The sequence below is a fragment of the Bradyrhizobium valentinum genome (assembly GCF_001440405.1).
In the GTDB taxonomy this organism is placed as follows: Bacteria; Pseudomonadota; Alphaproteobacteria; order Rhizobiales; family Xanthobacteraceae; genus Bradyrhizobium; species Bradyrhizobium valentinum.
The window spans coordinates 50,594-71,656 of record NZ_LLXX01000033.1 but is presented as its reverse complement, the minus strand read 5'-3'; the positions used below and the strand labels follow the sequence as shown (position 1 = coordinate 71,656).

26 protein-coding genes and 1 tRNA gene are annotated in these 21,063 nt (G+C 63.1%); 5 read left to right on the top strand and 22 right to left on the bottom strand.

All coding sequences use genetic code 11. The annotated features are described in order from the left end of the window. Positions 1 to 98: 98 nt before the first annotated feature. Positions 99 to 1,004, bottom strand: coding sequence for a dihydrodipicolinate synthase family protein (locus tag CP49_RS06180; RefSeq protein ID WP_057849414.1), 906 nt, complete (start codon positions 1,002 to 1,004; stop codon positions 99 to 101). Positions 1,005 to 1,229: 225 nt separating this feature from the next. Between CP49_RS06180 and CP49_RS48565 the strand changes: the two genes are divergently transcribed. Together CP49_RS48565 and CP49_RS06175 are read left to right on the top strand one after the other, a co-directional pair. Beyond that, positions 1,230 to 1,358, top strand: a complete 129-nt coding sequence (locus tag CP49_RS48565; protein ID WP_275186238.1) for a hypothetical protein — start codon at positions 1,230 to 1,232, stop codon at positions 1,356 to 1,358. 83 nt (positions 1,359 to 1,441) lie between these two features. Then, positions 1,442 to 1,519: transfer RNA gene (locus tag CP49_RS06175), tRNA-Pro, on the top strand. A 14-nt stretch (positions 1,520 to 1,533) separates the two neighbouring features. On the opposite strand, the gene CP49_RS06170 is transcribed toward CP49_RS06175, so the two are convergent. The 6 genes from CP49_RS06170 to CP49_RS06145 form a co-directional block, all read right to left on the bottom strand. Beyond that, positions 1,534 to 2,088: a MerR family transcriptional regulator gene (locus CP49_RS06170; RefSeq protein WP_057849413.1), complete on the bottom strand. Its 555-nt coding sequence runs from the start codon at positions 2,086 to 2,088 to the stop codon at positions 1,534 to 1,536. Between the two features lie 78 nt (positions 2,089 to 2,166). Then, on the bottom strand, positions 2,167 to 2,496 hold the full coding sequence (locus tag CP49_RS06165) for an integration host factor subunit alpha (protein WP_057845762.1): 330 nt from the start codon (positions 2,494 to 2,496) through the stop codon (positions 2,167 to 2,169). 131 nt (positions 2,497 to 2,627) lie between these two features. Beyond that, positions 2,628 to 3,605, bottom strand: coding sequence for a beta-ketoacyl-ACP synthase III (locus CP49_RS06160; RefSeq protein WP_057849412.1), 978 nt, complete (start codon positions 3,603 to 3,605; stop codon positions 2,628 to 2,630). Beyond that, a complete protein-coding gene (gene plsX, locus CP49_RS06155; protein ID WP_057849411.1) occupies positions 3,602 to 4,654 on the bottom strand; it encodes a phosphate acyltransferase PlsX in 1,053 nt (350 codons plus the stop codon). Before plsX ends, CP49_RS06160 begins: the two co-directional genes overlap by 4 nt. 301 nt (positions 4,655 to 4,955) lie before the next feature. After that, positions 4,956 to 5,543, bottom strand: a complete 588-nt coding sequence (locus tag CP49_RS06150) for a YceD family protein (protein WP_057849410.1) — start codon at positions 5,541 to 5,543, stop codon at positions 4,956 to 4,958. Next, positions 5,540 to 6,088, bottom strand: coding sequence for a ubiquinol-cytochrome C chaperone family protein (locus tag CP49_RS06145; protein ID WP_057849409.1), 549 nt, complete (start codon positions 6,086 to 6,088; stop codon positions 5,540 to 5,542). The genes CP49_RS06150 and CP49_RS06145 overlap by 4 nt, the downstream gene beginning before the upstream one ends. A gap of 161 nt (positions 6,089 to 6,249) precedes the next feature. On the opposite strand from CP49_RS06145, the gene CP49_RS06140 reads away from it, so the two are divergent. Together CP49_RS06140 and CP49_RS06135 are read left to right on the top strand one after the other, a co-directional pair. Then, entirely contained in the window at positions 6,250 to 6,681 is a 432-nt protein-coding gene (locus CP49_RS06140) for an outer membrane protein assembly factor BamE (RefSeq protein ID WP_245310533.1), read from the top strand. 125 nt (positions 6,682 to 6,806) lie between these two features. After that, positions 6,807 to 7,811, top strand: a complete 1,005-nt coding sequence (locus CP49_RS06135) for a Bug family tripartite tricarboxylate transporter substrate binding protein (protein ID WP_057849490.1) — start codon at positions 6,807 to 6,809, stop codon at positions 7,809 to 7,811. A gap of 171 nt (positions 7,812 to 7,982) precedes the next feature. Here CP49_RS06135 and CP49_RS06130 read toward each other — a convergent pair whose 3' ends face one another. The 10 genes from CP49_RS06130 to CP49_RS06085 form a co-directional block, all read right to left on the bottom strand. Beyond that, on the bottom strand, positions 7,983 to 10,103 hold the full coding sequence (locus tag CP49_RS06130; protein ID WP_057849407.1) for a sodium-translocating pyrophosphatase: 2,121 nt from the start codon (positions 10,101 to 10,103) through the stop codon (positions 7,983 to 7,985). Positions 10,104 to 10,440: 337 nt separating this feature from the next. Further along, positions 10,441 to 10,650 carry a cold-shock protein gene (locus tag CP49_RS06125; protein WP_028345703.1) on the bottom strand — a complete coding sequence of 70 codons (210 nt, stop codon included), beginning with the start codon at positions 10,648 to 10,650 and terminating at the stop codon, positions 10,441 to 10,443. 207 nt (positions 10,651 to 10,857) lie between these two features. Then, positions 10,858 to 11,853, bottom strand: a complete 996-nt coding sequence (gene thiL / locus CP49_RS06120; RefSeq protein ID WP_057849406.1) for a thiamine-phosphate kinase — start codon at positions 11,851 to 11,853, stop codon at positions 10,858 to 10,860. Then, positions 11,846 to 12,340 carry a transcription antitermination factor NusB gene (gene nusB / locus CP49_RS06115; protein ID WP_057849405.1) on the bottom strand — a complete coding sequence of 165 codons (495 nt, stop codon included), beginning with the start codon at positions 12,338 to 12,340 and terminating at the stop codon, positions 11,846 to 11,848. The genes thiL and nusB overlap by 8 nt, the downstream gene beginning before the upstream one ends. 3 nt (positions 12,341 to 12,343) lie before the next feature. Further along, positions 12,344 to 12,835: a 6,7-dimethyl-8-ribityllumazine synthase gene (gene ribH, locus CP49_RS06110; protein WP_057849404.1), complete on the bottom strand. Its 492-nt coding sequence runs from the start codon at positions 12,833 to 12,835 to the stop codon at positions 12,344 to 12,346. Between the two features lie 187 nt (positions 12,836 to 13,022). Next, positions 13,023 to 13,631, bottom strand: a complete 609-nt coding sequence (locus tag CP49_RS06105) for a riboflavin synthase (protein ID WP_057849403.1) — start codon at positions 13,629 to 13,631, stop codon at positions 13,023 to 13,025. Further along, positions 13,631 to 14,782 carry a bifunctional diaminohydroxyphosphoribosylaminopyrimidine deaminase/5-amino-6-(5-phosphoribosylamino)uracil reductase RibD gene (gene ribD / locus CP49_RS06100; protein WP_057849402.1) on the bottom strand — a complete coding sequence of 384 codons (1,152 nt, stop codon included), beginning with the start codon at positions 14,780 to 14,782 and terminating at the stop codon, positions 13,631 to 13,633. Before ribD ends, CP49_RS06105 begins: the two co-directional genes overlap by 1 nt. Continuing rightward, positions 14,779 to 15,261 carry a transcriptional regulator NrdR gene (nrdR, locus tag CP49_RS06095; RefSeq protein WP_057849401.1) on the bottom strand — a complete coding sequence of 161 codons (483 nt, stop codon included), beginning with the start codon at positions 15,259 to 15,261 and terminating at the stop codon, positions 14,779 to 14,781. The genes ribD and nrdR overlap by 4 nt, the downstream gene beginning before the upstream one ends. Positions 15,262 to 15,273: 12 nt before the next feature. Then, on the bottom strand, positions 15,274 to 16,584 hold the full coding sequence (gene glyA / locus CP49_RS06090) for a serine hydroxymethyltransferase (RefSeq protein WP_057849400.1): 1,311 nt from the start codon (positions 16,582 to 16,584) through the stop codon (positions 15,274 to 15,276). Positions 16,585 to 16,907: 323 nt separating this feature from the next. Beyond that, positions 16,908 to 17,543 (bottom strand): glutathione S-transferase family protein, encoded by a 636-nt coding sequence (locus tag CP49_RS06085; protein WP_057849399.1) that lies wholly within the window; start codon positions 17,541 to 17,543, stop codon positions 16,908 to 16,910. Between the two features lie 1,102 nt (positions 17,544 to 18,645). Between CP49_RS06085 and CP49_RS06080 the strand changes: the two genes are divergently transcribed. Then, complete coding sequence (locus tag CP49_RS06080; RefSeq protein ID WP_057849398.1) at positions 18,646 to 18,897, top strand: hypothetical protein; 252 nt, start codon at positions 18,646 to 18,648, stop codon at positions 18,895 to 18,897. 20 nt (positions 18,898 to 18,917) lie between these two features. Here the strand turns inward: CP49_RS06080 and CP49_RS06075 are convergent, their stop codons facing one another. From CP49_RS06075 to CP49_RS06055, 5 genes are all read right to left on the bottom strand, one after another. Beyond that, on the bottom strand, positions 18,918 to 19,487 hold the full coding sequence (locus CP49_RS06075; protein WP_057849489.1) for a histidine phosphatase family protein: 570 nt from the start codon (positions 19,485 to 19,487) through the stop codon (positions 18,918 to 18,920). Between the two features lie 11 nt (positions 19,488 to 19,498). Beyond that, positions 19,499 to 19,987 (bottom strand): hypothetical protein, encoded by a 489-nt coding sequence (locus CP49_RS06070; protein WP_057849397.1) that lies wholly within the window; start codon positions 19,985 to 19,987, stop codon positions 19,499 to 19,501. A gap of 7 nt (positions 19,988 to 19,994) precedes the next feature. Continuing rightward, entirely contained in the window at positions 19,995 to 20,351 is a 357-nt protein-coding gene (locus tag CP49_RS06065; RefSeq protein ID WP_057849396.1) for a DUF6152 family protein, read from the bottom strand. 120 nt (positions 20,352 to 20,471) lie between these two features. Further along, entirely contained in the window at positions 20,472 to 20,693 is a 222-nt protein-coding gene (locus CP49_RS06060) for a hypothetical protein (RefSeq protein ID WP_057849395.1), read from the bottom strand. Positions 20,694 to 20,729: 36 nt separating this feature from the next. Next, a complete protein-coding gene (locus CP49_RS06055; RefSeq protein WP_057849394.1) occupies positions 20,730 to 20,954 on the bottom strand; it encodes a hypothetical protein in 225 nt (74 codons plus the stop codon). Between the last annotated feature and the right edge of the window lie 109 nt (positions 20,955 to 21,063).

The window sequence follows — 21,063 nt, the reverse complement described above, 5'->3', positions numbered from 1 at the left end:
GCCCGTGCGAACGGGACAGTAACAGCTCGCGACTGCCGGTAAAGCCGCCCGTGAGACGGCGGTTCGATTGTCTCGCTGACGTTTTCGCGCGGCGGAATTTACGCAGCCGCCTCGCGAGAGCCGCGCAGCGCGCCCAATCCCTCCAGTGCCTTCCTGATAGCTGCCTGTTGCGCAGACGATGCTTCCGGCATCGGTGCGCGAGAGAATGTCGTGGGCAGCCCCTGCAGCGACTGTGCGTAGCGCGTGCATGCCGGAAGATTGTCGGAGACGATGGCGTTCCACAGTGTCAGCAGCTTCTTGTGCAGCTCCAGCGCGCGGTCGTGGTTGCCCGTCTTGACCACGTTCCAGAGTTCGACGGAAGCATGCGGCGCGGCGCTCAGGATCGCCGCGATCGATCCATGCGCGCCCAGCGTATAGGATGGATACATCAGCGCATCGACCGCGCTGTAGATCAGTTTGTCCGGCGCCATCATCATGAGATCGGCAAACAGTTTCAAATCGCCCGCGCTCTGCTTGACGCCGACAACGAGCGGCACCTCGTTCATGATCCGCGTCATCAGCGCCGGCGAGAGATAGGACCACGGCACCACATTGTAGATGATGATCGGCATGCCGGTTTCATCGGCCATTCGACGGAAATGATCGACCATCGCCTGCTCGTCCGGCTTGAACAGATAGTGCACCGGCGTCACCTGTAGCGCGGCGACATTCATGCCGCGCACCAGCTTGCCGCGCCGGATCGCGTCGCGGGTGGAATCGACGATGATGCCGGCGATGACGGGCGCGCGCCCTTTCGCGGCTTCCACCGTCGCCGCGACAAGGTCGCGATATTCTTCGTGGTCAAGCGTATGCCCTTCGCCGGTCGAGCCGCCGGCCGCCATGCCGTGGCTGCCGGCGCCGATCAGCCAGTCAACCTGCGGTGCGACGAGTTTGAAATCGATCTCGCCGTCTTTCCGAAACGGCGTCGTCATCGGCGGTATCACGCCGGTAGGACGTGCTGTCATGGGTTTGCCTTACGTTTCCATCCGCTATCCACGGGTTGCATCCCGCGTTCCCGGCAGCTTTTTCGGCCGGTTGGAAGCGAGCCTATTGAAGGGCGGCGCGGTTATCCAGCTTGTGCGGGCAATCGCGCTGCAGGGGAGTATTGCGTCCTCCGCACATGTTGAACCTTTGGCCTCCCGCCAACGACCTACTGACTGGAGGCAGCATCAACGCGGAGGAGACCGCCCGTGGCCCCCTGGCACGATACCATGGTCGATCGACCGGAATCGGATGGTGCGGCTTATGTCACGGGCTGGACCATCAGCGGAGTAGCTGTACTTGGCGCGATTGTTGCCGTTTGGGTCCTCGGCATCTAGGGGTGGAACTGGCCACCGGTCGCCTCAATGAGGCCCTTCGCGCGCCTTGCGCCGGGCGCTGATCGCAGCTAATGGAACGGCATCGGAGCGTGGCGCAGCCCGGTTAGCGCACTAGTCTGGGAGACTAGGGGTCGGAGGTTCAAATCCTCTCGCTCCGACCAATCTTACAGCCCCCTCAACCGTCCTTCAGGGCGTTATCTAGCAATTGCTTGCAGGCGATCAGCTCCTGCAGGACCCGCTCCAACCGCTCGCGGTCGGCTTCCGAAGGTCCCGGCTTGCCCTTGGCGAAGGGGAGCAAAATGCCGTCATCGTCGGTATCGACAAAACGGTAGTCGATTTCCTTTTCTTCGGTCTCGTAGTCCTCGTCGTCGGCACCGGCGGCCAGCGTCTCGCCCTCCTCGGGCTCCTGCAGGCTGAGGCCGATCGCTTCCTCAACGGCGCCGAAGGTGACGGCCGAAGTCTGGTCGGCGAGGCCCTGCACCGATTTGATGCCGTGCTCTTTCAGAATCCGCTGCACGCCGCGGATGGTGTAGCCCTCGCCGTAGAGCAGGCGACGGATGCCTTTGAGCAGGTCGACGTCGTCGGGGCGGTAGTAACGCCGCCCGCCGCTTCGCTTCATCGGCTTGATCTGGGCAAACCGCGTCTCCCAGAACCGCAGCACGTGCTGGGGAATATCGAGCTCTTCAGCGACTTCGCTGATGGTGCGGAACGCATCCGGCGCCTTGTCCAAATGCCAGCTCCTCTCAACTCATCTTGTTGGTGAAGACGCAGTACTCGCCTTGTTACACGGCCGTGTTACTCGGTCTCGTTAGTCTGTCTTGCTTTCACCATTGCCGGGCGCGTGGCCGTTGATCCGCTGCTTCAGTATAGCTGACGGCTTGAACACCATCACTCGACGCGGCGAGATCGGCACTTCGGTACCGGTCTTCGGGTTACGTCCGATACGCTGACCCTTCTTGCGCACCATGAAGGAGCCGAACGACGACAGCTTCACCGTTTCGCCCTTCTCCAGGCAATCGGTGATCTCTTTCAAAACGAGCTCGACAAACGCAGATGATTCCGTTCGCGACAGGCCCACCTTCTGGTAGACCGCCTCGCATAAATCCACACGTGTGACTGTTTTTCCGGTCCCGGTCATCGCCTGCCCCGCACTCTCGGCGAACAATTTATTCCCTGAAATTAGGAGGTTAGCACGCAATGGTCAACAGCGACCATCATGCAGACGCATGGAACATCACTACAATTTTAATCGGTATTTTTAGGCCGCGCTTACCAGCGCACGAGAGCGGAACCCCAGGTAAAGCCGCCGCCCATGGCCTCAAACAGCACCAGATCGCCCTTCTTCACGCGTCCATCCTTGACAGCGACGGCCAGCGCCAGCGGAATCGAAGCCGCCGACGTGTTGCCGTGCAGATCGACGGTCAGTACCACCTTCTGCGGCGCAATATGAAGCTTGTGCGCTGAAGCATCGATGATTCGCTTGTTGGCCTGATGCGGGATGAACCAGTCGATGGAATCAGCCGTCGCGCCGGTCGCATCGAACGCATCAACAATCACGTCGGTGATCATGCCGACGGCATGCTTGAACACTTCGCGGCCTTCCATCCGAAGATGGCCGACGGTCCGGGTCGTCGACGGGCCGCCATCGACATAGAGCTTCGCCTTGTGCCGTCCATCCGAGCGCAGATGCGTCGTCAGCACGCCGCGATCGGAAGGCAAGCCCGGCTGATCCTGCGCCTCGAGCACCACCGCGCCGGCACCATCGCCGAACAGCACACAGGTGCCGCGGTCGTTCCAGTCGAGAATGCGTGAGAACGTCTCGGCGCCGATCACCAGCGCGCGCTTGTAGGCGCCAGAGCGCAGGAAATTGTCGGCGGTGGCGAGCGCGAACACGAAGCCGGAACACACCGCCTGCAGATCGAAGGCCGCGCCATGATGGATGCCGAGCTCGTTCTGCACGGCGACCGCGGTTGCTGGAAAAGTATGGTCCGGCGTCGAAGTCGCCAGCACGATCAGATCGATCGCCTGGGCGTCGAGGCCGGCGTGCTCCAGCGCTGCGCGCGCAGCGTTGATTGCTAGGTGCGACGTGAACTCGCCCTCGGCCGCGATGTGGCGCTGCCGGATGCCGGTGCGCTGCACGATCCACTCGTCCGAAGTATCGATTCGCGCAGCCAGTTCGGCATTGGTCAGCACCTTCTGCGGCAGATAAGAGCCGCAGCCCAGCACGACCGAACGTTTCGCAGTCACGAGACAGCCTCCTGCGCGGTCTGCGCTTGAGCCAGCGCACTGCCGTCGCGATTAAGCATATGATTGATCTTGGTGAGGAGATCGCAGCGGACCATCTCATAGCCAACATCGACCGCATAGGCAAAGCCTTCGGCGCTGATTCCGCCATGGCTTTTTACAACGACGCCTTTCAGGCCGAGCAGCACACCACCATTGGATTTGTTCGGGTCGAGCTTGTCTCGGAGCGCCTTGAAGGCGCTGCGGGCGAACAGATAACCGATCCGGGAAAACCAGCTTGAAGCCATGGCATTGCGCAGAAAATCTGCCATTTGGCGTGCGGTTCCCTCCGCGGCCTTCAACGCGATGTTGCCGCTGAAACCTTCCGACACGATCACGTCAGCCGCGCCCGCGCCGATCCCGTCGCCTTCGACAAAGCCGATATAATTGAGCTGGCTCGCGCGGAGCAGCTCGGCGGCCTCGCGGATCTCCTCATGGCCCTTGATTTCCTCGACCCCGATGTTGAGGAGGCCGACAGTGGGCCGTTCCCGGTTGAGCAGCACGCTCGCCATCGCACTGCCCATCACCGCCAGCGCCACGAGATGGCGCGCGTCGCCGCCGATCGTGGCGCCGAGGTCGAGCACGACGGAATCGCCTCGCGCGGTCGGCCACACGCCCGCAATCGCCGGGCGATCGATTCCGGCCATGGTGTGCAGGTGGAAGCGCGCCATGGCCATCAGCGCGCCGGTGTTGCCCGCGGAAACCGCCACGTGGGCATCGCCCCTTTTCACGGCATCGATCGCAAGCCACATCGACGAGCTCTTGCGACCGCGGCGCAGCGCCTGGCTCGGCTTGTCGTGCATGCTGACGGTCACGTCGGTATGGACGACCTGCGAGGCCGCCTTCAGCGCTGGATATTTGGCGAGCTGCTCGTCGATCAGCTTGCTGTCGCCATACAGCAGAAACTCGCTGTCTGGATGCCGTTTCAAAGAGATTGCGGCGCCGGGAATGACGACCGATGCGCCGACATCGCCACCCATGGCGTCAAGCGCGATTCGAACCTTTTGCGGCATGAACGTCCCGGAAACCTGATCTTTTGCGGCCCTCGTAGAGCCCGGCCGCGCACTGGAATGGCACCGCTACACGGTGCTCGGCGAAACGCAACACCGCGCGTCCGCCGGGCCGCGACAATAGCGTGTCCCCGTCCCGACACAACCTCTTGACCGCGGTCTTTTGGCGAAAGGGAAGTTGTGTGGCCCGAAATCAAGAGTAACAAGTATTGCTATACAATTCAATATCTTACGAGATTTTCTGGATCGGACATAACAACTACCTCGAGCCGATGGCAGCTTCGCCGACCACTTTAGCAGCCGGCTACTTGCCCTTGGGCTTCCTGGTGCCCGATTTTTTCGGTGCTGCCTTCAACGCCCTTAGCGCCGCGAACGGGTGATCTTCGGGATCGGCGGCCTCAACCATCGGTTCAAATACAGCGCCGGGTTTGCGCGGATATGGATCGACCGCGAGATACAGTGCGTCGGTGGCGACCCTGCCGAGATCAATCATGCCGTTCTCGATCGGCTCGGGCGGATCGGGTGTTTCCTCGTCGCTCTCCCCGGCCTCATCGACCAGTGCGGCCATCTGCGGGATCTGCTCGGGTGGCGCGAAGATCAGATCGATCGGCTCTTCGATGTCGTTCTCGATCTCCTCCAGTGTCACCACGCAGGTCTGTCCGATCCGCGCCCGCACGTGCCCCATCACGTGGAAGCGGCCACCGCTCTCTGGCGTCACATCCAGGGATGCCTGCACCGACAACACCTCGCGCAAGCCGCCCGTCTCGGCCACCACATTGCGGATGGCCTGATCGGCCTCGATGTCGCGATGCAGGCCCGTTTCGGAGATTTGCGCGACCGCAACGGGGACGCGCCACGGGTCGAGCTTCTCTGTTGCGTCGTTCTTGCTCATTGCTGTGCGCCATTCTCCGGCAAGGGAAACCTGGCCGAACCGCTCACCAGCGTCGCCTCGTCGAGGCGGTCGAGAGCGGCCATCGCCGCCTCGGCATATGCCGCAAGCAGGCGGGCCTTTTCGATGTTCTCGCCGTTCAGGATATTCTTGCATATCGCCTGCGCCAGTGCCTCACGGCCCTCCGTCAGCGCAAAGTCATAGGCCGCCGTCCGGCCATAGAAGGCTTCGCCGAAGGCCTGCATGCGCTTCGGCACCTTGAGATCACTAACCGCCATTTCGCGCAGATTATCGTCCATATCGTTGCAAAAATGGTCGAACAGCCCCTGTGAGAGGGCTTTGCCGCCCTGCACCGATGTCAGGCGGCGCAAGACCAGCCACAAATGCAGCAGAAGCAGGTCAAAACGGCCGTTAACCGTGTCCGGAACCCCAAAGTCCCTATAAAACAACGGTTCTCGCGCCTGCGTCACGATCATGCCATAGATGGCCTCGATGGTGCCGCGCAACCGCGTCCGGGGTTTCCTGAAGTGATTGAATGGCCAAAGCATTGTGGGTTCCGCAAGCGAGCCCTCCCGGGCCACGCGTGTTGCAATCTAGCGTGCTGCCCGGTACGTCAACGCACCGCGCGATGCAAGAGGACGGGCTAATTCCTGAAATGATCGAGATGAGCCACCTGAGCACCTGCGTGCCCTCGCCTCGCCGCCTGACCATGCGCTGGCGCGGCTTCCGCGCTGCGGCGGCCGTGGCACTGGTCTGTGCGACACTTGCGGGGTGCACCGGCGAGCAGTTCCAAAAGGGATATATCCTGCCGCCCAACGCGCTTGAGCAGATTCCGATCGGCGCCAGCCAGGATCAGGTGCTGATCGTGATGGGAACGCCGTCGACAGTCGCGACCTTGAACGGCGAGGTGTTCTATTACATTTCGCAGCGCTCCGAGCGCAAAGTCGCATTCATGAATCAGCAGGTCGTCGACCAGCGCGTGATCGCGATTTACTTCGACAAGAATCGCCAGGTGCAGCGGCTCGCCAATTACGGATTGCAGGACGGCAAGATCTTCGATTTCATCAGCCGCACTACGCCCACGTCCGGCCAGGAGCTCAGCTACCTGACGCCGCTGTTCAAGCTGCTCAGCTTTAACTAGAGCTCGGTCAGTTCTGGTTCACGCTGTTCCGCGACGCGGAAATCCTGCGCCAAGTCGCCCGCTTGCTCTCTGCGCGCGCGCTGCCTACGGTCCCTGCCAACAAGAATCAAGCAGGGAGTGAATTTGTGACGATTAAAGCTATTTCTCGACGCCGCATTTTGACCGGAGCTGCAGCCGTTTCGGCGGCGGCGATTTTGCCGCGCGCAAGCTTCGGCTCCGACTGGCGCCCCACCGAGACCGTTCGTCTTATCGTGCCGGCGGCGGCCGGCGGCAGCACCGACGTGATGGGACGCCTGCTGGCCGCGCATCTGCAGACGGCCTGGGGCCAGTCGGCGGTCGTGGAAAACCGTTCCGGCGGCGGCGGCACCATCGGCACCGCCGAAGTCGTGCGAGGCAAGGCGGACGGCCATGTCATCCTCGTCGGCAATCCCGGTCCGAACGCGATCGCCTACAGCATCTTCCGCAACATGACCTACAAGGCCGATCAGTTGCAGCCGGTCAGCAACATGATCCGGATTCCAAACATCGTGTCGGCGCATCCGTCGACCGGCATCAAGACGATTGGCGAACTGATCGCCTACATCAAGGCCAATCCGGACAAGCTGACCTACGCCTCCTCCGGCGTCGGGCAGAGCCCTCACCTCACCGGCGCCTGGTTCCTGCAGCTCACCGGCCTGAAGATGGTTCATGTGCCGTTCCGCGGCGCCGGTCCGGCGCTGCAGGCGGCGCTCGCCGGGGACATCCAGATCCTGTTCGACAACCTGTACCCGACGCTGCCGCAGACCCAGGAAGGCAAGCTTACTGCGCTCGCCGTCACCACGCCCGAGCGCAGCGCGCTAGCTCCGAATGTTCCGACCATGCGGGAGAGCGCTCCTGAACTTTCGAAGTTCGACGTCTCGTCCTGGTTCGGTGTCTTCCTGCCCAAGGCAACGCCTGCTCCCGCCGTCGAGGCGCTCAACAAGGAGATCAAGGCGCTGCTCGGGCGTGAGGACTTCAAGAAGACCATCGCCAACATGGGCGCTACCGCAGACTGGGGCACGCCGCAGCAATTCTCCGACTTCGTGCAGGCCGAGACGACGAAGTTCGGCGAAATCATCAAGCGCGAAGGCCTGCAGATGGATGTGAATTGACTGTCCTCGTCATTGCGAGCGAAGCGAAGCAATCCATATCGCCGCATACTAGATGTGGATTGCTTCGTCGCATACGCTCCTCGCAATGACGTGGTAGAATTTCGGTACTTCCAAAATAAAAACCCCGCGGCTCGCACCGCGGGGTTTTCGTTTTGATCGACTTTACGCCGCTCAGTGCGCCAGGATCGCCAGCAGCAACAGTGCCACGATGTTGGTGATCTTGATCATCGGGTTGACGGCGGGACCCGCCGTATCCTTGTAGGGATCGCCGACAGTATCGCCGGTCACCGCTGCCTTGTGGGCGTCGGAGCCCTTGCCGCCGAAGTGGCCGTCCTCGATGTACTTCTTGGCGTTGTCCCAGGCGCCGCCACCCGAGGTCATCGAGATCGCGACGAACAGGCCGGTCACGATCACGCCGAGCAGCATGGCGCCGACGGCGGAGAACGCCGCCGACTTGCCGGCAGCGCCGCCGCCCGCGATCGCGTAGATCACGAAGTAGACGAAGATCGGCGACAGCACCGGCAACAGCGACGGAATGATCATTTCCTTGATCGCCGCCTTGGTCAGCAGGTCGACCGCCTTGCCATAGTCCGGCTTGTCGGTGCCCTGCATGATGCCGGGCTTCTCGCGGAACTGACGCCGCACTTCCTCGACGATCGCACCGGCCGCGCGGCCGACCGCCGTCATGCCCATCGCGCCAAACAGATACGGCAGCAGGCCGCCGAACAGCAGGCCGACCACGACGTAGGGGTTGTTGAGCGAGAAGTCGGGCAGCACGCCCTGGAAGTACGGATGCTTGGCAGAGTTGGCGATGAAGAACTTGAGATCTTCATTGTAGGCCGCAAACAGCACCAGCGCGCCGAGACCGGCGGAGCCGATCGCGTAGCCCTTGGTGACCGCCTTGGTGGTGTTGCCAACCGCGTCGAGCGCATCCGTCGACTTGCGCACCTCCTTCGGCAGGCCGGCCATTTCGGCAATGCCGCCGGCGTTGTCCGTGACCGGACCGAAGGCGTCCAGCGCCACGATCATGCCGGCCAGCGCCAGCATCGTCGTGGTCGCGATCGCGATGCCGAACAGGCCGGCAAGGCTGTAGGTGATGAGGATGCCGGCGATGATGACGATCGCGGGCATCGCGGTCGATTCCATCGAGATCGCCAGGCCCTGGATCACGTTGGTGCCGTGGCCGGTGACCGACGACGACGCGATCGACTTCACCGGGCGATAGTCGGTGCCGGTGTAGTATTCGGTGATCCAGATGATCAGGCCGGTGACGGCAAGGCCGACGACGCCGCATTGGAACAGCGCCATGCCGGTGTACTTCACGCCCGCCAGCGCGCCGAAACCGATCAGCCAGTGGATGACGGCCGCAACGCCGAGCAGCGACAGCACGCCGGTGGCGATCAGGCCCTTGTACAGCGCGCCCATGATCGACTGGCTGGCGCCGAGCTTGACGAAGAAGGTGCCGATGATCGAGGTGATGATACAGACGCCGCCGATGGCGAGCGGCAGGGTCATCATCGGCACCAGGAGCGGCGAGGTCGCGAAGAAGATCGCGGCCAGCACCATGGTGGCGACCGCGGTCACCGCATAGGTCTCGAACAGGTCGGCCGCCATGCCGGCGCAGTCACCGACGTTGTCGCCGACGTTGTCGGCGATGGTCGCCGGATTGCGCGGATCGTCCTCGGGAATGCCGGCTTCGACCTTGCCGACGAGGTCGCCGCCGACGTCAGCCCCCTTGGTGAAGATGCCGCCGCCGAGACGGGCGAAGATCGAGATCAGCGAGGCGCCGAAGCCGAGCGCGACCAGCGCGTCGACGACGACACGGTCGTTGGCCTTCAGCCCCATGCCCTGGGTGAGTACGGCGAAATAAATGGTGACGCCGAGCAGCGCGAGACCGGCGACGAGAAGCCCGGTGATCGCACCCGCCTTGAAGGCGAGCTCCAGACCGCCCGCCAGCGATGTGGTCGCTGCCTGCGCGGTGCGCACGTTGGCGCGGACCGAGACGTTCATGCCGATGAAGCCGGCCGCACCCGACAGCACGGCGCCGATCAGGAAGCCGAACGCAACCAGCATGCCGAGGAAGTAGGCCAGAAGGGCGAAGATCACCACGCCGACCATGCCGATCGTCATGTACTGGCGGCGCAGATAAGCCTGCGCGCCCTCGGCCACCGCTGCCGCGATTTCCTGCATGCGCGGGTTGCCGGCATCCGATTTCAGAACGGAGGACGTCGCCCAGATGGCGTAAACGATCGAAAGCGCTCCGCAGAGCACAATCACCCATAATGCTGTCATAGAAGTTGCCTCAGATGCTGGTTTTCCCGCCCCACGCCATCCCGCGAGCGCGGCCGGCGCATATTATGGAGGCCTTCCCTGCCCAAAAGGGTGACCTCAAATCGGCGGGACCATGCCAAAATCGTCTCCTCGGCGCAACGCCGCGGAGGCCAGAATCCGTCGATTTTTGAAAGGATTCACCGGTAACCGGGCCTGCGAAGTTGTCGCCCGCGCGGCGGCAGGCGCTTGCCTTGAGGTTGAGGTCGGGCCCAAAATACAAGGGCCCGCCCAATCCTATCCGGATCGAGCGGGCTCACTAGCCATTCCAGTACATCCGTGAAACGACCGTTTCGAGGCCTTAGACGAGCGACAGGTTTTCCGCGCTCACCTTGCCCCGCATCTTGTCGGTCTTGAGTTCGAACTGAACCTTCTGACCTTCGGCCAATCCGCCGAGGCCCGCACGCTCGACGGCCGAGATGTGCACGAACACGTCCTTGCTGCCATCGCTCGGCTCAATGAAACCGAAACCCTTTTGACCGTTGAACCACTTCACTGTTCCTGTAGCCATTTTCTCTTCTCCAAAGCACATAGGCTTTCATTCCGCGCGGCGATCGCACGGATTCAAATCCAATATCGACGATGTCTCTGGAAGAAGCCCCTTAGGGCGCGTTCGAAAAGGCACGACGGTAATCGAATGGCAATACACCTATAGGTTTTCCGCGAAATAGCAATGGCTGACGGGAAATAAAACCAATGGCGTTAACGGCGTCGCCTTTCAAAAATGGCTGTAAGACAGCCGTTCCAGCGCGATTTCTCTACCCTGCCCATCGATGAATTTCGGAACCGCGCTTCCCGCGACCACCGTTCCGATGGAACTCACGGCGATGCCGGCGTGCCGCGCAGCCTGCGCGAACGCCTCGGCGCGATCCTGCGGTAGCGTGCACAGGATTTCGTAATCATCGCCGCCGGCGATCAGTGTTTCCAGTCCGACAACGCCGCGCGACACCAGATCCCGCGCCGCACCGGACAGCGGGATCGACTCCAGATCGATCACCGCGGATACGCCGGACACGCCGCACAGCTTGGCGAGATCGCCGGCAAGGCCATCAGATACATCCATCGCCGCACTGGCACCGCCGCGAACGATCTCAGCCATGGCCACGCGTGGCTGCGGAACGCGATAGCGCCCGATCAGCGCGTCGCGCGCAGCGATATCGGCTGCGGCGGCGTGGACTTTACCGCCTTTGAGGATCGCAAGCCCCAGCGCGGCATCGCCGATCGTGCCCGTCACCATCACGCGCTCGCCGGGCTTGGCCCCGCTGCGATGAACCATCTTGCCCGGCGGCACACGGCCGAACGCGGTGACCGAGACCATCAGCGGGCCCGGCGTGGAGACGGTGTCTCCGCCCAGCAGCGGACAATTAAACTGCGTGGCGTCCTCGCCGAGCGCCGCCGCGAACGGCCTCAACCAGGCATCGTCGGCGCTGCGCAAGGCCAGCGTCAGCACGAAGCCGGCGGGCGTAGCGCCCTTCGCCGCGAGATCGGAAAGATTCGCCCGCAGCGCCTTGCGCGCGACCGTATCGGGCGGATCGTCGGGCAGAAAATGCACGCCTTCGACAATAGCATCCGTCGTCACGACGACATCGTCGCCGTTTGGCTTTAGGGCCGCGGCGTCGTCGTCGAGGCCGAAGGCGCCCGGCTCGGTCGCAAGCGGCCGAAAATAGCGTGCGATCAGCGCGTCCTCGCCGGACGCTGGTTTGCCGCTAGCCACGCGCGAACTCGTCGGCGCGGAACTGACGCGCGATCTGATCGAGCACGGCGTTGACCATGCCGGTCTCGTCCTTCTCCACGAAGGCGTGCGCGACATCGACATATTCGGATACGACTACGCGGCCAGGCACGTCCTTGCGGTGCTCCAGCTCGTAGGAACCGGCCCGCAGCACCGCGCGCAAAATCGCGTCGATCCGCTTTAGCGGCCAGCCCTTCGACAGCGCATCGTCGATCAGAGGATCGAGTCTTGCCTGGTCGCGGACCACGCCCGACACCACATCGCGGAAGAAGGCGGCTTCCGCAGGCAGATATTTGTCGCCTTCGACCTCGTTGCCGAGCCAGTGGCTTTCGAACTCGGCGAAGATGTCGTTGATGCCGGCGCCGGCGATGTCCATCTGGTAGAGCGCCTGCACGGCGGCAAGCCGCGCCGCGCCACGGCGGTTTGCTTTCTTGTCGGGAGCTTTCGCTGGCTTCTTGCTGTCTGCCATCGCCTAAGCCTTTGTCAGCCGCCGCTTGATCCGCAGCATCGCCAGCGCCGCGCGCGCGGCATCGCCGCCCTTGTTCAACTCGCTGGCGCGCGCCCGCGCCCAGGCCTGCGCATCGGTGTTGACGGTGATGATGCCGTTACCGAGCGGAACCTTTCGCGCGACCGCCAGATCCATCAGCGCGCGCGAGGATTCGATCGAGACGATCTCGAAATGGATGGTGTCACCACGCACCACGCAGCCAAGCGCGATTGCCGCATCATAAGGCTTGCCGTTCTTTTCGGCAGCATCGAGCGCAATCGCGATTGCGGCCGGAATTTCCAGCGCGCCGGGCACCGTGATGACGTCGTGCGTCACGCCGGCAGCTTTCAGTTCGGCGACGGCGCCTTCCAACAGCGCGTCCTGAATATCGTCATAGAACCGCGCCTCGACGATCAGCGCGCGCGCGCCTGTGACGTCGGTCTGGTCCTTCAGCGGTGCGCGCCGTGCGTCTGCCATTCTTCAATCCGTTTCACTCTGGTACCGGCGCGTTATGTAGTCGCCGCGGGTGGCTTAGCCAAGCACGAATACTCAAGCACGAATACTAGAGACATCGTCATTCCGGGATGGTCCGAAGGACCAGACCCGGAATCTCGAGATTCCGGGTTCGATGCTAACGCATCGCCCCGGAATGACGGCTGCACCGTCACTTCATTTCCGACAGCCGCGCCGCATAGCGGGCCATCAGGTCGACCTCGATATTGACCTCGCTGCCTGCGCGCCAGCCGCTGAGCGTGGTGACGCTGAGCGTATGCGGGATGATCAGCACCGAAAATACGACATCCTCGACCGTATTCACGGTCAGCGATACGCCATCCAGCGTCACCGAGCCCTTGGCGGCGATGAAACGCGCCAGCCCCCGCGTGGTACGGAGTTCGAAGCGCGCCATATCGGGCAGATCATCGCGCTTGACGATAGTCGCAATGCCATCGGCATGCCCCGCGACAATATGGCCGCCGAGTTCGTCGCCGATCTTCAGCGCACGCTCGAGATTGAGTTTGGTGCCCTTGATCCAACCTTTGGCCGTGGTCATGCCGAGCGTCTCGGCGGCGGCATCGACGTCGAACCAGGTTTTGCCGCCTGCCACCCCGGAGGCGACCACCGTCAGGCAGACGCCGTTGCAGGCGATCGAGGCGCCGTCCGCGATGGTCGTCTGGTCGTAGCGGCAGGCGATCCGCATGCGATGCAACTGCCCCTGCGCGGTTGGCGTGAGGCCCACGATCTCGCCGATGTCGGTAACAATTCCGGTGAACATTACACGCGCTCGTAAACAGTGAGGATATCTTTGCCGAGCGTTTCGCTAGCACGGGTCTTGAACGCGGACGAGCCGGTGATTGACGAGAGCGGCAATGCGTCCAGCGCGGGAATGCCGTCGGCCCCAATGGCCTCGTGCCCACGCAGCAGCCAGATTTCGTCGACGAGACGGCTAGCGACGAAGGACGAGGCGACCCGTGAGCCGCCTTCCACCATCAGCCTTGTAATGCCCTTGTCGGACAGCGCGTGCAGCACGGCCGCCAAATCGAGACCCGGCGGCTTGGCGGTAGGCGCAACGCGCATCACCTGCGCGCCGGCTGCGCCGAGTTTCATGGCCGCGGGGGCTTCGGCGAAGTCCGACGTCATGACCCAGAGCGGCGTCTGGCGCGCGGAATGGACCAGCTTGCTGGTGCCGGGAATGCGAAGCGCGCGATCCAGCACCACCCGCACCGGCGACCGCGCCTCCATCCCGGGCAGGCGGCAGGTCAGCAGTGGATTGTCCGCCAGCACGGTGCCGATGCCGACCAGGATGGCGTCGCATTGCGCGCGCAACAGGTGCACGCGTGTCTTCGCCGCCTCGCCCGTGATCTCGACCGGCTTGTGACCGGCGGCGCCGATCTGGTCGTCGGCGGACACCGCGAGCTTCAGGATCACATGCGGGCGCTTGTCGCGAACGCGGCGGAAATGTCCGGCGTGGTCGCGCGCGGCTTCCGCAGCGCCGAGGCCAACATCGACCGTGATCCCGGCCGAGCGAAGTTTGGCATGCCCCTGCCCGGCCACTTCAGGATTGGGATCTTCGATCGCCGACACCACGCGCGCGATGCCGGAGGCGATCACGGCATCGACGCAGGGCGGCGATTTGCCGAAATGCGAACAGGGCTCCAGCGTCACATAGAGCGTAGCGCCGCGCGCCGCCTCGCCAGCCCGTTTGAGTGCCTCCGGCTCGGCATGGGGCCGGCCGCCTGCTTGCGTCCAGCCGCGGCCGACGATGACGCCATCCTTCACCACGACCGCGCCGACGGCCGGGTTCGGCCAGGTGCGCCCCAGCCCACGCCGGCCAAGCGCGAGCGCGAGCTGCATGAAGCGCTGGTCCGCCGCTTTGGCCTCTTTGGACTTCTGCCCGTACTGCTCTTCCAGAATGCGGAAGATCATTTGCGTAACGTGGCGACCCGTGCGGCGTCTTCCGCGGAGAGTTCGCCGAGCACCGCCTCAAAGTCCTTGGCCTCGCGGAAATTGCGATAGACCGACGCAAAGCGGACATAGGCGACGTCGTCGAGTTGGCGCAGATGCTCCATCACGATCTCGCCGATCGCCTCCGAGGAGACCTCCGCCTCGCCGCCGCTTTCGAGTTCGCGCACGATCGCGGAAACCATCTTCTCGACCCGCTCAGGGTCGACCGGCCGCTTGCGCAGACTGATCTGCAGCGAGCGGACTAGCTTGTCGCGGTCGAACGGCACCCGGCGGCCGTTGCGCTTGATCACGGTCAGTTCGCGAAGTTGCACCCGCTCGAAGGTGGTGAAGCGGAAATTGCAGGCGATGCACACCCGCCGCCGCCGGATCACGGCCGAATCCTCGGTCGGACGCGAGTCCTTCACCTGCGTATCGAGACTGTTGCAGCTAGGACAGCGCATCCAACGAGGCCTTTACTGATAGATCGGGAACCGATCGGTGAGCGCCTTGACGCGTTCCTTGATCGCGGCTTCGACCAGCGGCGCCTTGCCGTCCTCCGACTGCGCCAGCGCATTGAGCACTTCGGCGATCATGCCGCCGACCTGCTTGAATTCGGCAACGCCGAACCCGCGTGTCGTCGCTGCCGGCGTACCGAGACGCAAGCCGGAGGTGACGAACGGCTTTTCGGGATCGAACGGAATTCCGTTCTTGTTGCAGGTGATGCCGGCACGCACCAGCGCCTTCTCGGACACGTTGCCCTTCAGACCCTTCGGCCGCAGGTCGACCAGCATCAAATGGTTGTCGGTGCCGCCGGAGACGATGTCGAGGCCGTGGCCGCGCAGCGTTTCCGCCAGCGCCTTGGCGTTTTCGACGACGTTCTTCGCATAGACCTTGAAGTCGGGCCGCAACGCCTCGGCAAACGCGACGGCTTTGGCAGCGATCACATGCATCAGCGGACCGCCCTGCAGGCCCGGGAAGATCGCCGAATTCAACTTCTTGGCGATCGCCTCGTCGTTGCACAGGATCAGGCCGCCGCGCGGGCCGCGCAGCGATTTGTGCGTGGTGGTGGTGGTGACGTGCGCATGCGGCACCGGCGAGGCATGCACGCCGCCGGCGACGAGGCCGGCGAAATGCGCCATGTCGACGAGGAGATAGGCGCCGACAGAGTCGGCGATTTCGCGGAAGCGCTTGAAATCCCATGAGCGCGAATAGGCCGATCCGCCGGCGATGATCAATTTGGGGCGGACCTGCTCGGCCTGCTTCGCCACCTCGTCCATGTCGATGATCTGGTCCTCACGCCGCACCGTGTAGTGCGCGGCCTTGAACCACTTGCCGGACATGTTGACCGGCGAGCCGTGGGTGAGATGGCCGCCGGCGGCGAGGTCGAGGCCCATAAAAGTGTCGCCGGGCTGCAGCAGTGCCAGAAACGCCGCCTGGTTCATCTGGCTGCCGGAGTTCGGCTGCACGTTGGCAAACTGCGCGCCGAACAGTTTTTTGGCGCGCTCGATCGCCAGCGTCTCGGCGACGTCGACCCATTCGCAGCCGCCATAGTAACGCGCGCCCGGATAGCCCTCGGCGTATTTGTTGGTCATCACCGAGCCCTGCGCTTCCAGCACGGCCCGGCTGACGATGTTTTCGGACGCAATCAGCTCGATCTCATGCCGCTGACGGCCGAGTTCGCCCTTGATCGCGGCGGCGATTTCCGGGTCGGCCTCGGCAAGCGTGGCCGTAAAGAACGAGTCGGGCGCGGAAGCGGTCTTGGGGCTCGAGGACGAGGAGGTCATGGGGCGAAATATCTCCACCGCCGCAGGCCCTTAGGGGCGAAGCGGGCGGGTCTGGTGTGGCGGTCGAAAGAAGCGCCTGCGAGATACCACATCGGCCGGAATTGGCCAAGCACTTGCGGTACAAGGCTGATATTTATGCAAGATATGGTGGGGAGGAAGGGGGCTGGGGCTGGCCCCTGCCCCTTGCCGTCGCCCCGGCCTTGAGCCGGGCCCATAACCACCAGAGCTCGTTGGGAGAGGAAGGCGTCTGCCAAGGAGCCCCTTCCGACGGCCGCGGCGTATGGGTTCCGGCTCGCGCTTCGCTTGGCCGGAACGACGTAGAGTTACGCAAACCGGTAGGCCCCGCCCTTTTCGATGCTCCGCTGGAACGCCGGGCGGGCGTGCATGCGCTCCAGCCAAGCGGCCAGGTTCCGATATGGCCCGAGCTTGTCGAACACTTTTGCCATCTCGCCCACAAAGCTCATCTGGATGTCGGCGCCGGTCAGCGACGCCCCGACAAAGAACTCCCGCCCCTTCAACGCGGCATCGACATAGCCGAGATGGTTGGCGAGTTCGCTGTCGATGCGCGGATGCAGCGGCGCACCCGCCTCCTTCAGGCGGGAGACGTAGAGATTGAGCATCAGCGGCAGCATCGCCGAGCCTTCGGAATAGTGCAGCCACTCGTTGTAGGCCTCGTAATCAGCGCTTCCCTGCGCCGGCATCATCGCGGGTTTATCTTTGCCTTGGCCGTAGCGGCGGATGATGTAGTCGACGATGGCGCCTGACTCCGCGATCGTCGTGCCGCCGTCGGTGATGACTGGCGACTTGCCCAGCGGGTGAACCTCTTTCAACTCGGGCGGCGCGAGCCGCGTCTCGGCATTGCGCCGATACCGCTTCATCTCATAGGGCGTGCCCAGCTCCTCCAGCAGCCACAGAATTCGCTGCGAGCGGGAATCGTTGAGGTGATGAAGCGTGAGCATGGGGGTTTCCTCGGTGTTGTTGTTCGGTGGGCGCGGTTGGCTTGAGAGTGTCATTGCGGGAGAAGCGGAGCAATCCACCAGACTGTAGGATGGGTGGAGCGAAGCGATACCCATCAATGCCACTGATACTGCGCATGCGGTGATGGGTTTCGCTGCGCTCTACCCATCCTACGCAGATGTGACTTCGCGATCTCGCGGCGCGTTGCGCCCGAGGTTTGCTTGATAACTCCCGCCCTCCAATCAGAGGGCGCAGGGAAGACCGGGTGCTTGCTGCACCCGCGGTCTCGCGTGCGATTTGCGCAAACAAAACTGCACACGAGCATACAGGGCAGCGGGAGCATTCCGGCCTTCCCTGCGCAATGGCTTTACGGCTTACTTCGTGCTCTCCCCGGTGAACGGCTTTCTTGCCACCGTCGTCACGCAGAAACCTCCGCGCAACTTAACGCCAGCACCGCGGCGTCCGGACCACACGACTTCGCCGTACGCTTCCGGCGCGTACGTCTATCGCGCCATCAGCGTCCATCGCATCTCACCGCACGTTCGTGACGATCGCGAGCGCCCCTCATCTGCCGTGAGACAGGCGGAGTTATGCGGCTGATTTGGGTGAGAACGAAAGCAGAATATTTTGCGAGAGCGACTGGACACAACATCTAGCTGATTTGCCCGTCAGGCAATTCGATCCTTTGCCCAATCAACCAGCTTCTTTTGGACAGGCGACACTCGCAGTCCGCGGAGTGCGGCCAAGTGTGTCCCGACTACCGCGTAGTGTTGCATGCTTACCGCCATCAAACGTGTTCGCTTTCGTTAGTTGGCCCGGCAATTTTCCGACACCCGTCCTGCCCTTCATTTAATCGATCCAACGTTGAACCATGCCGCTACTCCGCTGACGTACGTCATGGGCTGGGGTGAACAAACTTGCGACGGATGACTACGACGACCAATCGTTTGTCTGTTCGGCGAAGCGCAATTGGCCGCACGCTCCGCATGCCTGTCCTGGCCGCGCAGCACGGCGTCGTTGAAATATGCCCAACGTGATCGAGTTCACAGCGCAATGCTTCGGGTGGGTCCATAAACCCCCGGGGCTGACAGATGGATTTCGCACATGGCTAAATCTCTCTCAGACAAAAAACGTCAGGCTAATCCGCGGCGCTGGCTGATAACGGCCTTTCTCATCTACGGAACGATGGTCGTCGGGTTGCTGGGATATTTTGTGGTTTTTCCAGATTCCATGACCGAGAGCACGCAAGCCGAAGCCGCGCGTACGCAAACCTTGACCAAGCCGGTTCGATACGAGGCCGTGATTGCCAACTGGAACCGGTATCGCAACAAGGACGCGAGGGCGGATGCGCGATAGCGACTGGAGGCCAGCTACGCTCATTCGAGCATCAGACGGCCGACGGCTTCGCCGCTCCCGCTTCTAGCCACGACGATCTCGCCGCTGGCCGGCGAGATGCCGGTTAGCGCCGCAATGTTCGCGCCGTGCGTCACGATGAGGAGATTTCCGCGTGCCGCCCATTTGGCGATGAGTGCGCGGGCGCCGGCGGTCAGCGTCTCTCTTTGATCGCGCAGCACCACGACATTGCCAAATGTCGCCTCGGTTTCGACCGTCCCGAGGTTCAGCAATTTTGCCGTGTCGATGCATCGGCACCACGGCGAACTCAGGATTTTTTCGAACGCAATCCCTTCCCGCTTCAGCCGCGCTCCGATTTTTTCTGCGTCCGCCCTTCCCTTGGCGCTGAGGTTGCGCTGGGTGGCGCAGTCTTCGACGCGGAAGCCGGGCGGATCGCCGACGCCCCCCGGCGCATCGGCATGGCGCATCAGAGCGACATGGCCGCCTGCCCGCAGCGCCCTCCAGGCATTGGCCGCGTCGTCGGCGCCGCCGACCTCTGCCGTGCTGCAGAAGCCGAGAAGGACTGTGAGGATGGCGAGGCGCATGCGGCGCATGGCGGCCTCCATCAGAAATACGCGATCAGGCGGCCGGCGCAGATGGCGCCGAGCCACAGCACAAGCGAGATCAGCGCGGTGGCTTTGGCTCCGCCGGACGCTTCGTCATGCCAGCTTTTAACATGACGCCATGGGCCTGAATGCGCGATCACGACGTTGACCAGCGCCGCCGCAATCAGCAGCAGCTTGCTCTGGAACGCCGGATTTTTCACGACATGTGATGCATCGGCGGAAAACAGCAAAAATCCCATGCTGATCGCGAGCAGAAAGCCTGCGCGCGACAACGGCAGCAGTAATTGCGCCATCGGCTGGATCGCAATCGCACGCCCGAGCCCCAGCATCCTCAAATCGAGCGCCAGGATCGACCCCACCAGCACGACGAAGCCGATGATGTGCAAAATCTCGACCGCCGGATAAAGCGCCGGTGAAGAGCGCATCACATGGCCCAGCGCGCTTTCCTGCAGGGACAGGAATATCGATGCGGCTGGCTCGTGTTCCACCCGCGGCCTACCGCAACTCGATGCGCTTGCCGCCTAGCACGATATATTCGATCCGCGCCTCGTCCGGCTTGCTGGTATGGGGATAGCCGAACACGGTGCAGGTCTTGCCGGGCGCGATCAAGTCAGCGGTAGCACCCCGCGCCTGCATGCGCGACGGCGGTGCGAGGATGAAGTGCCAGCGCTTGCCGTCGGCCTCCATCTCGATCTCGCAATGCGGGTTCTCGAAGGTCGATTTCAGGATCTTGCCGGTGACCGTGAACGACTTCGACGTGTCGTATCCGCCCCACCCGTGATGGGCGATGGCGGACGCCGGCGCGAGGGCAGCCGCAAGCGACAGGAACACACGACGGGTTATTGAGGTCATGGCAAGCCTCCGCCGATCGGATCAGGATATCTAGGGCGGCGCGCGCGAGGCAGCAAGTCTCCCCGCAGGAGCGCCGCTTCCGCACATGCGCCGGCCAGGCCGCGCCGCAACGGCCTTTCCTTACAGCCCCGTATATCCCCCCTTCACCGGATCGTTGCTGCCGTCGAGCTGGCGCAAATAAGTCAAGCCGCACACGGTGAGCCGGTGCGGATCCGTCTCGCCCGCTTCCACCAGCGTGGCGACGTATTCGGTCACCTTCGCGCGCGCCTCGTCGCTGGCTGCGGCGGTGCGGTTCAGAAGCAGGTCATAGGTCTGCATGATGCGGTCGATCGCGGCTTCCATGGACTTCTCCTGAATTGCGTGATGCGGGTGATGCGGTCAGGCCAGTACGCGCGCTTCGAATTCGGCGATCGCCTTGTTGGCGAGCCGGATCCTGTTGAATTCACCGCGCTGGAACAGCTTTACGATGATTTCGAACAACCGCTCGTCGGTAATGACGGAATCGGCAATGGCGCCGGTCCTGCGCAGGTAGTTCGACGCGATGGCGTAGGCGTCGCCCACCACCTCGAAGTTCATGACCTGAATTCCACGCTCGACCAGCATGCCTCACCTGTTCCGTGACAGGCCCGACAATGCGCAAGCGCCGAGATGGTTCCACGGCCTGGAAACCCGGTTTGGGAAACTCGTCGTTTTGGCAGCAAAAGCGGGCGTT